Annotated in this window: 14 protein-coding genes; 12 read left to right on the top strand and 2 right to left on the bottom strand. The window is 38.7% G+C overall.

The window, feature by feature from the left end; genetic code table 11:
* Nucleotides 1-76 precede the first annotated feature (76 nt).
* From NYE25_RS09830 to NYE25_RS09815, 4 genes are all read left to right on the top strand, one after another.
* A complete protein-coding gene (locus tag NYE25_RS09830; protein WP_076299299.1) occupies nt 77-1,225 on the top strand; it encodes a VanZ family protein in 1,149 nt (382 codons plus the stop codon).
* Nucleotides 1,226-1,377: 152 nt separating this feature from the next.
* On the top strand, nt 1,378-2,145 hold the full coding sequence (locus NYE25_RS09825; protein WP_042189627.1) for an ABC transporter ATP-binding protein: 768 nt from the start codon (nt 1,378-1,380) through the stop codon (nt 2,143-2,145).
* Complete coding sequence (locus NYE25_RS09820) at nt 2,132-4,051, top strand: ABC transporter permease (protein WP_341145797.1); 1,920 nt, start codon at nt 2,132-2,134, stop codon at nt 4,049-4,051. The genes NYE25_RS09825 and NYE25_RS09820 overlap by 14 nt, the downstream gene beginning before the upstream one ends.
* Before the next feature lie 5 nt (nt 4,052-4,056).
* On the top strand, nt 4,057-4,410 hold the full coding sequence (locus NYE25_RS09815) for a YxeA family protein (RefSeq protein WP_341145796.1): 354 nt from the start codon (nt 4,057-4,059) through the stop codon (nt 4,408-4,410).
* A 79-nt stretch (nt 4,411-4,489) separates the two neighbouring features.
* On the opposite strand, the gene NYE25_RS09810 is transcribed toward NYE25_RS09815, so the two are convergent.
* Together NYE25_RS09810 and NYE25_RS09805 are read right to left on the bottom strand one after the other, a co-directional pair.
* Complete coding sequence (locus NYE25_RS09810; RefSeq protein WP_341145795.1) at nt 4,490-5,881, bottom strand: sensor histidine kinase; 1,392 nt, start codon at nt 5,879-5,881, stop codon at nt 4,490-4,492.
* Between the two features lie 6 nt (nt 5,882-5,887).
* Nucleotides 5,888-6,589, bottom strand: coding sequence for a response regulator transcription factor (locus NYE25_RS09805; RefSeq protein WP_149647020.1), 702 nt, complete (start codon nt 6,587-6,589; stop codon nt 5,888-5,890).
* 209 nt (nt 6,590-6,798) lie between these two features.
* On the opposite strand from NYE25_RS09805, the gene NYE25_RS31280 reads away from it, so the two are divergent.
* The 8 genes from NYE25_RS31280 (at nt 6,799) to NYE25_RS09765 (ending at nt 15,299) form a co-directional block, all read left to right on the top strand.
* On the top strand, nt 6,799-6,936 hold the full coding sequence (locus NYE25_RS31280) for a hypothetical protein (RefSeq protein WP_445667171.1): 138 nt from the start codon (nt 6,799-6,801) through the stop codon (nt 6,934-6,936).
* A 425-nt stretch (nt 6,937-7,361) separates the two neighbouring features.
* Complete coding sequence (locus NYE25_RS09795) at nt 7,362-8,225, top strand: MurR/RpiR family transcriptional regulator (protein WP_060622962.1); 864 nt, start codon at nt 7,362-7,364, stop codon at nt 8,223-8,225.
* A gap of 578 nt (nt 8,226-8,803) precedes the next feature.
* A complete protein-coding gene (murQ, locus tag NYE25_RS09790; RefSeq protein ID WP_042189612.1) occupies nt 8,804-9,709 on the top strand; it encodes an N-acetylmuramic acid 6-phosphate etherase in 906 nt (301 codons plus the stop codon).
* A 57-nt stretch (nt 9,710-9,766) separates the two neighbouring features.
* Complete coding sequence (locus NYE25_RS09785; protein WP_036688723.1) at nt 9,767-11,221, top strand: ABC transporter substrate-binding protein; 1,455 nt, start codon at nt 9,767-9,769, stop codon at nt 11,219-11,221.
* Nucleotides 11,222-11,325: 104 nt separating this feature from the next.
* Nucleotides 11,326-12,228 (top strand): carbohydrate ABC transporter permease, encoded by a 903-nt coding sequence (locus tag NYE25_RS09780; protein WP_060622964.1) that lies wholly within the window; start codon nt 11,326-11,328, stop codon nt 12,226-12,228.
* 18 nt (nt 12,229-12,246) lie between these two features.
* Complete coding sequence (locus NYE25_RS09775) at nt 12,247-13,107, top strand: carbohydrate ABC transporter permease (RefSeq protein ID WP_036688719.1); 861 nt, start codon at nt 12,247-12,249, stop codon at nt 13,105-13,107.
* A complete protein-coding gene (locus tag NYE25_RS09770) occupies nt 13,107-14,327 on the top strand; it encodes an anhydro-N-acetylmuramic acid kinase (RefSeq protein ID WP_341145793.1) in 1,221 nt (406 codons plus the stop codon). The genes NYE25_RS09775 and NYE25_RS09770 overlap by 1 nt, the downstream gene beginning before the upstream one ends.
* Complete coding sequence (locus NYE25_RS09765; RefSeq protein ID WP_341145792.1) at nt 14,328-15,299, top strand: GNAT family N-acetyltransferase; 972 nt, start codon at nt 14,328-14,330, stop codon at nt 15,297-15,299.
* Nucleotides 15,300-15,301 lie beyond the last annotated feature (2 nt).

Raw genomic sequence — 15,301 nt, 5'->3', positions numbered from 1 at the left:
GTTCCAACTCCAGTTGAATTAGAATCCGTTTTATGGTTAATATGAATACTAAATAATTATAGGGTGTGAACTAGAAATGTCAGCATATACTCAACCAATCTTTGTGGCGGCGATCTTTTTTGTGGTTTTAGCATTTGCCTTATTTGTTCCATGGCTCATTTATACCTATAGAAAGTATAACTATCTGCCATTTTCTACCACGTTAATTTCATTTTCGTTTATTTTTTACTTTCTAGCAGCGTTATTTTTAGTCTTGTTGCCGTTGCCAGAGATACGCGATACTTGTTCACTACAAAAACCGGGCACACAACATTATTCACTTATGCCATTTCAATTTATAGTGAGCACCTTAGGGAATAGTGGTATCGTGTTATCACAGCCTGCAACTTATAGACTGTTATTTAGCCAACCCTCATTCTATCAAGCTTTTTTTAATTTCTTGCTATTATTACCTTTTGGTGTTTATTTGCGATATTTTTTTCAAGACAAGAAACACTGGAAAAAAGCGCTAGCAATCACGTTCTTATTAACATTATTTTATGAGATAACACAGGTAACAGGTATTTACGGGATTTATAATTGCCCTTATCGTATTTTTGATGTGGACGATTTATTGTTGAATACTACCGGCGGGGTACTGGGCTTCTTTATTGCTCCAGCTGTGTTGGCGTTATTCCCATCAAAAAAGAAAATTAATGAGAAAGCAGATAGATTATTGGCTCTTGATGAAGTAAGAGGGATGTCTGTGTTGCTGGCTGTTATTATTGATATATTTATCAGCAACATAGTAGTTAAAGTTGTGCTGAGTATGACCAACGTTAATATGGTTAGTGAATTTATTGTGAGCACAATTACACTTTCTGTAACCTTGTTTATTATTCCATGGATTTGGAATGGATCGACAATCGGTACGAAAATAATGCGTTATCGCTATGACAGTAAAATAAGTCGAGTGGAAACGAACAAGCGATTATTTAAACGCTTTGGTGCCATTTATGCGATGTACTTCATAACAGTCATTGCGAATACTTTGAATAACGTGGAACTATCAATGGATTCTCCATTTTATAAGGCATCTATATTCTTAACGTTAGGTGCAGCATTGACCTCTATCATCTTAACGATCGTGTTGTTCATTCATGTTATATTAGTCGTGTTTGGCAAACAAAAACGCCGCTTTTACTTTGATGAAGCTTCTGATTTATATACAACGAGAAAAAAATGAATTTTTTTCAATCGTAAAGGGGTACTCCGTAGTCTTAAATGGCTACTGGGTACCCCTTTTTTTGGATTTAAGCTTATTGTAAGGTTGGCATGAATTTGCTGTAAGGTTCACAGCCTATAGTATAAGTATCAGCAAATTATGAGGTGAAATGAATGGAACCATTATTAAAAGTAGAAAACATAAAAAAAGTGTACGGGAAGTTAAGTGCTGCATACACAGCCTTAGAAAACGTGTCATTTGACATTCATGAAGGTGAGTTTGTAGGGATTATGGGACCTTCGGGCGCTGGAAAATCAACCTTGCTAAATTTGTTAGCAACTATTGATTCCCCAACTGAAGGGAAGATTTATATGAAGAACAAGAGTATTCATGATATGAAGGAAGCAGCCTTATCAGACTTCAGACGTGAACATCTCGGCTTCATCTTCCAAGATTACAATTTACTCGATTCCTTGACTGTAAAGGAGAACATATTGCTTCCTCTGGCGATTGCTAAAATTCCAGCGAAGAAAATCAATCACCTCGTGACTCAGATTTCTAAAGTATTTGGGATTGAAGATCTACTGGCAAAATATCCTTACCAAATCTCTGGTGGTCAAAAGCAAAGAACCGCTGCGGCTAGAGCGCTCGTGACAGAGCCTGCACTGATTTTGGCTGATGAACCAACAGGTGCGCTTGACTCTAAATCAGCAACAGATTTATTGGAAAGCTTAAGCACTTTAAATGAAAATAACAACTCGACCATTATGATGGTGACTCATGATGCCTTTGCCGCAAGCTTCTGCCGCCGGATTATTTTCATCAAGGATGGTTCATTTTCAACAGAAATATTTCGTCGTGATCAGACACGCAAAGCCTTCTTCCAAGAGATCTTAGATGTTCATGCGGCCATTGGGGGTGAGGTAGATGACGTTATTTAGTCTAGCAAGAAAAAATATAGCCCGAAACTTTTCGCAATATTTTTTATACATTGCATCGATGGTGTTTAGTATCATCATTTACTTTACATTTGTGACTTTGAAATATAGCGATACGATAGCAGAACAGACGGCTTCATCCCAAAAACTTGGTTCACTAATGAGTGGGGCGGCAGTCATTCTCATCTTTTTCGTGTTCATATTTATTGCTTATTCCAATTCATTTTTTATGAAAAAGCGTAAAAAAGAAGTCGCATTGTATGCGTTGCTAGGGGTACGTAATCGTCAAATAGGTTTTATGCTCTTTTTCGAAAATTTATTGTTAGGATTATTCTCTTTAGTAATAGGAATTGTACTTGGGTTCCTATGTTCAAAAGGATTTATGACGATTTTAATTCATTTAATGGGTTATGACGTTGTAGCACCCTTTACATTTTCAGCGGCGGCAGCGATGAACACGGCTATCGTATTTCTAGTTATATTCTTAGTAACATCGTTTCAGGGCTATCGCTTGATCTATCAATTTAAGCTGATTGATTTATTTCATGCTTCCAAAAAGGGAGAAGTGGCGCCTAAACCATCTATGATAGTAGCTGTTCTTGGAGTGTTACTCATTGTCTTGGGCTATTGGCTTGCAATGCAGGACCTTTTCACTTCTAAGGTATGGGAAAAAACTGGATTCCCCTTGACTGTATTAATTATTTTAACAACGGTTATTTTGGGTACATTTTTATTGTTCCACAGTGTGACTGGCTTTGTGTTAGTAATGATTAAGAAAAATGAAAAGTGGCTTTGGAAAGGCCTTCATGTCATTACTATTTCGCAGCTGCTCTATCGTATTCGTGGGAACGCACGTACATTAACTGTGATTGCCGTGTTGAGTGCTACGACAGTAACTGCCGGTGGAGCGGTCTATGGCCTTTATTACAATACGAATGACTCGGCGAAAACGATTAATCCGAATACCTTTATGTATCAATCCACAGATGCAGAAATGGACAAGCAAGTGAGTGCTGTAGTATCAGATACAAAATACGATAAAAATATTGAAGCACTATCCATTACGTTTCATACGAAAGAGTTAAACTCGTCGTCAACATTCGATAGCTCTGATAAAAGAGAATATACAGTTATCGATGAAAAAACATACAACCAATTAGCAAGTCTACAACATAAAGAAAAATTAGATGTAAAGGACGGCTACGCGGTTATTTTAGATATCGGATATGACAAAAGGTTCTCACCAATATATACAGGAAAAACTATAACAACAGGAAACGGCCATCCTCTCACATTCCAAAGCTTTAAAACGCAAAGCGTATTGAATGTAGGTACAGCAGGTATAACCGTGGTAGTCTCGGAGGACCAGTATAAAGTGTTGCAAAATGATGGGGAAGTGCTGCACTATCGTGTTCTTGGGGTAGATGATGCTTCTGTAGATTTATCTAAAAAAATTGCAAACCAATTACCTAAAGAAGCGCTATTTTCAAGTGGTCCACAAGATTACCAAACAAGTTTGGAAGGTGTGGGTTCTCTGCTGTTTATCGGAAGTTTCCTTGGTCTAGTATTTCTGGCTGCTACAGGCAGTATCATTTATTTTAAGGTTTTAACAGAGGCAGAAGAGGATAAATCACAGTACAATATGCTGCATAAAATGGGTGTCAGTGCAAAAGAAATGCGAAAATCAATTGCGTCACAGGTATTCGTTATCTTTGTTGTACCGCTTGTAGTAGGGTTATTGCATAGTGTAGTGGCTTTAAAAGCATTCTCTAGTCTACTGATGATAGATTTAGCAAAACCTGTGTTGCTCTGGATGATTGCTTATACCGTAATTTACGGGTTGTATTATTTCTTAACCGTAGCTTCTTACAATCGTATTATCACACTAAATAATAGAACAGAAGGATGATTGAGATGAAAAAAATTCTAATTACTATGGGTATTTTGTTTGTTATTGGAGTTGTAGGGGTCTTTGCTATAGCCAAGATTGATTTCAATCGCTTCAATGCCGAAAATTACTACTTACAAATCACAGAGGATGGGGAACCCCATGAATATAAACTGAGCGATGGTTCAGTCATGACCTCTTATTCTTATACACTAGAGGCTACAAATGCCAAAGGTACTACAATTCCACTGGAATTTAATGCACAAAAAAATCTTCGTAAAGGCGCCTACTTGAAAATGTATGTAAAAAAAGGTGATCAAGTCTCCTCATACGATGAAGTGAAATTAGAGGATATTCCGCTAAAGGCACTAAAAAACTAATAAATTGAAGAAGGGCTGTCTCCAATAAAGTAAGTGGAGAACAGCCCCTTTCTCTGCCTAATAAGTAAGTCATTTTGAATTATAAAAGTATAGTAATGGTGGTACCGGTATTTTCAACGCTCGTCAAATCGAGTTTCCCCTCATGAGCCCAAATAATATCTCTGGCGATGGCCATACCTAACCCAGTTCCATGCTTACTCGTTGTGTTTGTACCCCGATAGTAGCGTTCGAAAACCTGTTCCAGATCTTTAGCTGGAATACCCTGGCCATTATCAGAAATTGTAATTTGGGTATGCGGACTAATGGTTTCCACTCGAATCTTCACCACAACATTTTCATCGTTATGCACCAGCGCGTTGTAGATAAAGTTAAGGATCGCTCGTTTTAGTAATTTTTTATCTACTTTATGTACGGCTTTAACCATATTTGCCTCAAACTCTATCTGCCGTTCACCAAAGGTCGGGTCATTTAAAAGTTCAATCGTTATTTCTCGTAGAAACTGAACGAGATTCACCTCTTCAAATTGCAGGGATAGCTGGTGATTACGCAAACGTGTCGTTAAATTGAGGTCATCTAACAGATCTTTCATATACATCGATTTACTCTTGATAATTGACGTGTATTCCTGTAATTCTTGGGCTGTTAAATCTGTGGCACTGTCGTTAATAAATTCTGCATAACCTTGAATAGAAGCAAGTGGTGTCTTCATGTCATGTGAAACATTGCTAATCCATTCCTCACGCATTTGATCGAGACGTTTACGTTCCTCTTCATGTCGATCGAGCTTTTCAGATAGTTCATTCATATTACGAAAAACATCTTCATAAACACCTTTGGGAGTAGGCATTTTCTTAAAACGTCGTTCCCTGAGCTGTTGAATACCCTCTATTAATGTATGAAGGGGTGCAGTTAACTTTTTCCCAAATAGAAATCCAATGAGGATTACAATAAGCACATCAACGATTAAAAAAATGAAAAGAAAAACATTAACATCTTTGAAAATTTTAGCGTAGTCATAGGTCATTACGTACCGGCCTATTTTTGGATTATTAATCCCTAAAAAGTAACTGAAATTTTGGGCTTCGCTGACAAAAACCGTCGTGCGTGCATCTAATTCTTTATATTTATACATTTGTACAATTTCAATAGGAGAATACTCTGTTTTCAATTCTTCAGGGGTATAAAAGGCAGCTGCTTGCTCCCCTTGGTCATTCAAGAATTGTACCCAGGCGCTCATTTCTTGTAGTTTTTTGAGACCTTCTTCATTCACAACAGGTTTGCCAGCCTGTAATTCTACGTATTGTGAAAAGGTCCGGCTAAAGGTTTCTGCAGATGCTTCTTCAGTGCCAAAGTTATTATTATTTACCTTTATAACGAATAAGGAAAGGAACAAAATCGCGTTTACAATACCAACGATCACAACAATAGTCATAACCGATCTTAAAAAGCGGAGTGTCAATTTCCATTTCAACTTGTCTCACCCCTTGGTATGTAATTTATAACCTAACCCTTTAACCGTTAATAAAAAGGTTGGCTTTGAAGGGTCTACCTCAATTTTTTCGCGTAAGCGCCGAATATGTACCATCACTGTATTATCGGAACCAAAAAAATCTTCACCCCATACCTGTTCAAACAAGGTTTCTTTGCTTATGATCTGATTCGGATGATGCATGAAACAGCTCATTAAACCGACTTCTTTGGCGGTAAGCACAAGGGGTTCGCCATTTTTTTTTAATTCTGTCTCATTGGCACTAAGCTCAAAGGGGCCAACTTGCAAACTTTTCGGAGCCTTCTTTTCCTCTGTAAAGCCAGCTCTTCTCAGTTGTGCCTTTACCCGATAAGCAACTTCTTTGGGACTGAACGGTTTAGTAATATAATCATCGCCACCTATCGCCAGTCCTAACAGCTTATTAATTTCCTCATCCTTTGCAGACATAAATAAGATCGGTGCATTTGATGTTTCCCGAATTTTTCTGCATAAGTCATATCCTTCTCCATCTGGTAGCATAATATCTAGCAAGATAAGTTCAGGATTATACTCCTGAAACTTGTCCCATCCCTCTGCAACTGTCCCGGCAGTTACAACGTCTGCAATACCTTCTTTATGTAAAACTGCCTTCATCAGACGAGCTAAATCATCTTCATCGTCTATGATTAATACCCATTTATGACTTGCCATTTGTTTCCCTCCAAATCCGTCTTTATATACATTATTACATTATAAAGGACTCTTTATTTCTTGCGCAAAAAAATCGCAAAAGAAAGGCTTGCATGAAGATGGGTATTACTTAGACGAACATAGCAAAGCAATATTCGGTGATTTATTAAAATTCATTCTAGATAGCCAAATTAGGTAAGGAGGAGAAATTGTTACGCCCCCTGCCTTCCATGGCATTGATCTGCGCTGTATATGGCCCTTTGAAGATGTTCGCTAAAATGATGGGAGAAGGTGAGTTACTGTATTCGCTTGAGCTCGAAGAAGAACTTGCAGACAGCTTTTGGAATGCCATTAGATGGCTTGATTGAAGCCCTGGGCGTTGATTACAGCATATTCCTGATGATGCGGTATAACGAGCTAGAAGGGGATGTTGGATCAAGCAACGGTGCTACATCAAAGAATGTAGTTGATAAATCGAGTCATATTTAGACGGCAGTAAAATTTAAAATACATGCGTTATACGTATGCTGAGAACAATAGAAAGAATCTTCGGGGACCTTTGTGGTCCCTTGTTTCACCATATCAGAAGGTATATAATTATCGACTATACCTTACAACTTTATTACGCTATAATCAACGTAAAGTCACCAGATGACCTAAGAATAGGATGATTTTAATAGATTAATTAATATTAGCTTTTGATATGCCAAAACGTATTTTGTTATTGAAATAGGTTGTTTATATTGTTTATGATATTATTAAAGGTGTTAATTAAATCTAGAGTAGGTAGATTATGAGTCTAAATGACAACGTATTAATTAAAATTCGTGAGATGCGAGAGAGTTTTACACCAGTTGAACGATTGGTCGGAGATTACATTTTAGAAAATACGGAAGAGATCCCTCATTTGTCGATTAAGGAATTGGCTCAATCGAGTAAGACAAGCGATGCATCTGTCCTTCGTTTCTGTAAGACGATGGGTTACAGCGGATACCGCAATTTTATTGTGAGTATATCGGCATCTTTGGGTTCTCGTGATGAGGATTCAAAGGCTCAATATACAGATATTCAGCCAGGTGACGATCTCTCGACAATTATATCAAATATTTCATTGAATAATTGCAAGTCCATTGAGGATACGCTTAGTGTTATTGATCGAAAAGAAATTACAAGAGCTGTAGAATTACTATGTCATAGTAAGCGAATTGTTTTCTTTGGAATAGGTGCTTCGGGACTCGTTTGTATGGACGGGGAACAGAAGTTCTCGCGAATTAATAAGATGTGTCATGCCTATACAGATGGTCATAGTCAGCTCACGGCAGCAACTTTACTTGAGAAAGATGATGTTGCCATTTTCATTTCTAACTCTGGAGCAACTAGTGATATTATTGATGCACTGGAAATTGCCCAAAAGAATAGAGCGAAATGTATTGCGATTACGAAGTACAATAAAAGTGAGCTTGCGGAGCGGGCGGATATTGTACTGAGCATATCCACACCTGAAATAACAATCCGCAGTGGGGCTATGGGCTCGCGTATTGCGATGCTTACGATCATCGACATATTATTTGCTGGTGTCGCAAGTGCAGAATATGAAGAAGTAAAAACCTACTTAACAAAAACGCATAATATATTAAAGAAAAAACTTAGAAATTAGGTTCTGATAGAATGAATGTGGAGGAAAGCATTGATCATGGATCAATGCTTTCTTTTTTTTTTTTTTTGTATTTCATTCACTTCGTATACTTAAATATACTATTTATCAATCCATGTCAGATTATCTACATGATGAATACGTTGATCTAATGAATATAATAAGTAGTTTAGTTCAATAATTAATAGCTTGGCACACAATTATGAGGAAGAAAATGAATGGAATCGAAGACGAAACATCATCCGGTTGAACACGGATGATGTAACTTTATGTTTCGTTTGGAGCGACAATCAGCAAATAATACATTTTTTTTAAATCGATTTAACCTTAGAGCCATGGCGATCAAAGCAATTGGTAAAAATTTAAATTGCATCTTGTAAGCGCTTTATAAATGTGGTATAACATAGTGTGTAAGGAATGAAATAAAACATCAGAATTTATTTTCTTTATGAAATTATATTTCAAAATGTATTGACGAAGCGACGGTGTTGTATTAGTATAAGAACATAATAATTGTAAGTTAATCTAACGCGTTTTGTTAATTACATGACAGATTAAGGCTGGGAAGAAGGAGGATGGCTATGAATGACTACCTTGCGGGATTGACAACAGAGGCTGTGAATCCAGACACATTAATGATTGATGAATGTACTACGGAAGAAATGATCCAGTTAATGAATCAACAAGATGCACTGGTCCCCAGAGCTATAGCTGAGGAGATTCCGCAGATTGCAAAGGCGGTAGATATTCTACATCATAGGTTGTCTAATGGTGGAAGAATGTTTTACATAGGAGCTGGCTCATCAGGAAGATTAGGTGTTCTGGATGCTTCCGAATGTCCTCCTACCTTTGGTACAGATCCTTCCTTGGTGCAGGGCTATATTGCTGGTGGTGATATTGCTTTGCGTACTGCGGTTGAAGGCTGTGAAGACGATATGGATGAAGGGATCGCATTAATCGAAAGCATTGGTGTAACAAACAAAGATGTACTTATTGGGATTTCGGCAAGCGGTAGTGCAAACTACGTTATTGCAGCTTTAGCGAAAGCAAAGGAACTTGGAGCAGCCACTATCGGTGTTTGTAACAACAGAGGCTCAAAGTTCGAACCCATTGTAGATGTTTGTATAACACCTGTTGTAGGACCTGAGGTCATTAGCGGTTCGACTCGATTAAAGGCAGGAACTGCTCAGAAGTTGGTGCTTAATATGCTGACAACATGCACAATGGTCAAGTTAGGAAAAACGTACAACAACTTGATGGTTGATCTGAAGGCTAGTAATTTTAAGCTCGTAGATCGCTCGATTCGTATCATCATGAACACGACTGGTGTAGATACATCAACCGCCGCAGAAACACTTGAAAAAGCATCTATGAACTGTAAGTTGGCAATTATGATGATTAAATCGGGGTTAGATGCAAAAGAAGCAGAACAAGTACTTAACGCAAACGGAGGACGCTTGAAACAGGCAATCTCATCATTGGTTTAGGTGTGAAAAGTGGAATAACAGGATGGATGCTATTAATAATTGAGGAGGCTGTTTTCGATGAAAAAAAGATCACGTGGATTAACTCTGTTTTTGTCAGGAATCATGATGGTATCACTATTATCGGCTTGCGGAGGAAACGGAAATAACGCTCCAGCTTCTACAGATTCCGGTAACACAGGAACTAGTAACGGTGGTTCTGAGCCTAAAAAGGATACGATTACAGCACTTTTACCTCCGATATCAGCGAACTATCAAACACGTTTTGCTGATATGGAAAAAGAATTTAATACACTACATCCTAACTTGACTTTGAAAATCGAGCCAGCGAGCTGGGAAGATATGACGCAAAAACTTGATACTCAAGTAAATGCAGGTTCTCCTCCAGATATTGCTTTTATCGGTGCTTCGGGAATTTCGAAATATGCAGCACTTAATGTACTAATCGACCTTAACGGTGCCCTTTCTGATGAAGCCAAGGCAGATTATGACGAAGTTCCATTGAAATATTTCCAACTAGGTGACGCTCAATACGGCCTACCAGCGTATATGGAAATCCACACTATCGGTGGTAACAAACAATTCCTTGAAGAAGCCGGAATTGATTGGAAAAGCATTCAACAAAACGGTTGGACTTATGAAGAGTTCCGTAATGCAATTTCTAAAGGCGTAGTGAAAAATGATAAAGGTGAAACTACTCGTTATGGTTTCGTGTTCGCAACATCTGGTGTAGCATCTAAAGACTATCTAGCTATTCTTGCTAAAACTGCAGGTTTACCAGATTACTTCGATAAAGATCTTAAATATACGTATACAAGCAAAAACTTCTTGGGGCTACTTACATCTATTCGCGAAATGATCAACGATGGTTCTATGCCTAAAGAGCTAAGCTCTATCGATGCTGGTAAACGGTGGAACATGTTCCTAACGGGTCAAACGATGATCACAGGTAAAGGTTTATCTGCATTTGAAAACTCTGCTCGTCTAAACAATGAGAAGATTAAAGCGAACGATGGTTCAGCTGTTGCAGATTCTATTGAAGTTGATTATATTTCACTTCCAGTCCCAACATTCAACGGTGCCGATTATGTCCCTACTTCAATCGTTGATGGTTATATCGCACTTCGTGGTAAAAAAGCTCCATCTGAAGAGCACATCAAAAATATTGCCCTAGCAACGAATTTCTTGTCTTCTGGTTCAATTGCTGCTAACTACAGTAATGAGCTGTTCTTATCACCAATTACTGAATCTGCACGTAATGCAGAAGTACTTGAAAAATTCCCTCGTAACGAAGATAACGTTGCTGCAGGTAAAGCTATGATGGCAAAAGCGCTTCCGGCTCGTACAGATATTCCTACTGATCTGGCTGCTGAAGCATTAAAAATTGAAACAGAAGTTATTATTCCTAAACTACAAGCCTTACTTGCAAATGAGATTGCTCCACAAGAAATGTATGATGCAGTTAAAGCAGCTGCAATTAAATCTTTCGGTAAAGATGGTATTGTAGTTGACTAGTCTGTCGTAGGCTGACATGTGAAAGCTGTGCGTAGCTAGAACGTACAGCTTTCCTTCTAAATTAGCTAGAGCTTGTACTGTTTTTAGAAGAGAGGTGCGACCCAATGAATCAAACGTTGACTAAAAGAAAAAAATTGAAACTCGAAAGTGACTCAGGTTGGGGATACGCGTTTATCGCAGTAGCACTTATTGCGTTTTCTTTATTTACCGCATATCCAGTCATCAATGCTTTTATTATCAGCTTACAAAAATATGGTCCATTAGGATCCACTTTTGTCGGCATGGATAACTTCGTTAACTCGTTTTCAGATGAACTTTTCTGGAAAGCACTGAAAAACACGTTAGTATATACGCTATTAACTGTTCCGTTTAATATTCTTCTATCATTTTTAATTTCAATTTTGATTATTCCTTTCAAGAAAAAAACACAAACGATCTTTAAAGCACTATATTACTTGCCAGCCGTAGCATCTGGTGTAGCGCTTTCTGTTGTGTGGCTGTGGATCTTCGATCCGTTAAAATCAGGTATTGCCAATAAGCTCGTGAGTTTTTTAGGTATTGAAAATCAAAACTGGCTTGGTTCCAGTGCAACTGCAATGTTCTCACTTGTGTTAATGTCATGGTTATCAAGTCATGGTACAGCAATTATTATTTATATAGCCGCATTACTCGCTATTGATAACAGCTATTATGAAGCAGCTGAAATTGACGGCGCGTCTTTCCTGCAAAAGCTTTGGTTTATCGTTGTCCCTTTCCTTAAGCCAACAACGCTATTCCTACTTGTTACTGGTGTTATCGGTTCCTTCCAAGTATTCCAAAACGCTTATCTTATGACAGGCGGTGGACCAGACCATGCAACAACAATGGTAGGTTTGTTAATCTTTAACAATGCGTTCACATATTTTGAGTTTGGTGAGGCAGCGGCACAATCATTAGTTCTAGCAGCGATTATCGGATTTATATCTTTCCTTCAATTCAAGTTTATAGGTAAAGATGTAGAATACTAGGAAAAGGAGCAGAATACTATGGGTTTGTACAACAATAGCTTAAGAAGCAAAGGGTATCTGTTTATACGTAATGGTGCAAACATTACGTTCCTTATCCTATTTGCCGCAGCTACCATATTCCCGATATACTTTATGGTCATCTCCTCGTTCGGTGATCCGGTAGAAGCTGGTGCAATGAGCTATTCTATCCTACCATCGAAGATTTCATTTGAATCTTATAAATTCTTCTTTAACTTCAGCCCACATACATGGGACTGGTTATTGAACTCCTTTATAGTGGCAGCGTGTATCACGGTATCTAACGTATTTTTTGCTACACTTGCTGGATATGCTTTTGCAAAAATGAAATTTAAAGGGAAAAACATTTTGTTCGCTATTTTGCTGGGATCTATGATGATTCCTGTTCAAGTCACTCAGGTTCCACTATATATTTTGATCGTAAACATTTTTGAATTACAAAATACGTACACAGCGTTGATTATGCCGAGCATAGTAACGGTATACAATATCTTCTTGGTTAAGCAGTTCATGTCCTCCATTCCAGGTGAAATTATTGAATCTGCTAAAATCGAAGGTTGTTCCCAGCCTAAAATCTTCTGGTATATCATTATGCCTCTATCTAAAACAATTATGGCAGTACTAGCAATCCTAACGTTCATGGCGGCATGGAATGACTTTTTCTGGCCGTTCCTAGTAACGAATACGATGGATATGCAAACCATTCAGGTCGGCTTGAAAAACTTTCGCTTTGCGAATACAACTTACTTTGCACCGATGATGGCGGGGGCAACCATTTCAGCAGTTCCAATGTTTATTTTGTTCTTCAGTTTACAAAAATACTTCCTTGAAGGGGTAACAGTTGGAGCGGTGAAAGGTTAATGGACAAACAATCAAAAGTTGATGCAACATACTTAGTTGGCTTGATGTCCGGTACATCAGTAGATGGTATTGATGCAGCAGTAGTTAAGCTTTTCCCATCAGCCGAAAAAGAACATGGAGTAGAGATTGAATTACTGGCTTTTGAAAACACACCTTTTGAGATGCAAGTTAGAAACTCCATATTTGAGCTTTTTGATCCCGCTAGCGCTACGATTGATAAGGTTGGCGCAATGAATATGTGGCTTGGCGAATTATACGCCCAAGCCACATTATCCGTTATAGGGAAATGCGGCCTTTCGCCTTCGCAAATATTCGCAGTAGGATCGCATGGTCAAACAATCTATCATGCTCCGGATGAGAATGTTATGGGCGGTTATAATCTGCATTGTACCGTTCAGATTGGGGATGGTGCAGTTATCGCCAATCGCACAGGAATTCCTTGCGTATCAGACTTTCGAGTTGCTGACATGGCAATGGGTGGACAAGGAGCTCCGTTAGTACCATTTACCGAATACTTATTGTTTAACAATCCAAAGAAAACACTTCTGATGCAAAATATTGGCGGAATAGGCAATGTGACTGTTTTGCCTGTAAATGCCTCACCGGATGAGGTATTTGCTTTTGATACGGGTCCTGGAAATATGATTATCGATGGCCTTGTATCGCAATTATTTGCACCAATGACAATGGATGTTAATGGCGAAATTGGTGCGGGCGGTCAAGTGATTGATGAGCTATTGAAATGGATGCAGCAGGATAAATATTATACGATGCCGTTACCAAAATCGACAGGCAGAGAACGGTTTGGCCAACAATACGTGGCACAAATTATTGAAATGATGAAGGTTAATAACTGGAAAGCAGAAGATGTTGTTGCAACAGCTACGTACTTAACTGCCTGGAGCATCGTCGATAGCTATGAACGGTATATTGCACCGCAGCACCAGGCTGAGCAATTGTTAATTGGCGGCGGTGGAAGCTATAACAAGACGCTTTTGCGTGATTTACAGCACTTATTTGCACCGCATAACGTGCAGGTGCTGACGCAGGAGGATATCGGTGGTAATAGTGATGCTAAGGAAGCAATTGCTTTTGCTCTGCTAGCGTGTTACACGATGGAGCGCTTACCAAACAATATCCCGCTAGTAACTGGAGCTTCACAGCCAGTAGTAATGGGCAAAATTTCCTGGCCCTATATTGGACGTTCACAGGAGGCTTAAATGTTGCAAATCAGACCCTTTTCAATTGAAGATCACTCTGCAGTTGTAGAGCTTTGGAATCGTGAGGCTACAAAATATGATTATAAGCCATTTACAGAGCGAGAGTTTCAAGATACATTCATCGACCATCCTTATTTTGACGCTGACTGTATATGGGTAGGCTGTGACGAAAAAGGGATTGTTGGTTTTGCAGCTGGCTGCTGCGGTGACGATCTCCCTCTTGGAGATGTGGCCGGTTATATTACGAGTGTTATTATAGATAACCATGTGGCTTCTCTGGAGCTTTACGATGCTTTTCTATTGCGTTTAGAAAAAAGATTCCAAGAACTTGGGAAAAGACAAGCGGATGTATTGTTTTTCAACCCTGTTAAGCTGAAGTGGAGTATACCAAGTGCACCTCAGCATGAGCATAATAATGCCCCGGGCATCAGTAAGGACCAGCCATTATATGAAGCTTTAATGGCTAGAGGCTACGAAGATCGAGCGACGCAATGCGGCATGTATTTAAAACTCGGAAGCTTTATTGTTCCCGAAGATATTTTAGATAAGGAAACCAATGCAAATAGCAAGGACTATTACATTACGTCTTATGTCCCTGATTTACATACAGGGCTTGAAGCAACGCTTGCTGCCCTGCAAAATCCGCAGTGGAAGAAGGATATTGTTACTTATGTGAAGGTTGGCGCACCACTTGTAGTAGCCGTGTACGGCAACGAGGTTGTGGGCTTTGCAGGTCCAATTATTTCGCAGCCTGATGGAAGAGCATTTTTTTGCGGTATCGGAGTGCACCCAGAGCATGAGGGTCATGGCCTTGGCAGTGTATTATTTTTCAGAATGGTTGAAGCTTTTCAAAATGTGGGCTGTCAATATATCTCTCTATTCACTGGAAATAATAATCCGGCTCTTCGAATCTATCAAAAAGCGGGCTTTACTATTGAAAAACAATTTTCTATATTGCGGAGGGAACTTTAAAG

The organism is Paenibacillus sp. FSL E2-8871 (assembly GCF_038000345.1).
GTDB lineage: Bacteria > Bacillota > Bacilli > Paenibacillales > Paenibacillaceae > Paenibacillus_AQ.
The sequence above is the reverse complement of the archived record's forward strand: the minus strand, read 5'-3'. Positions and strand labels throughout refer to the sequence as shown.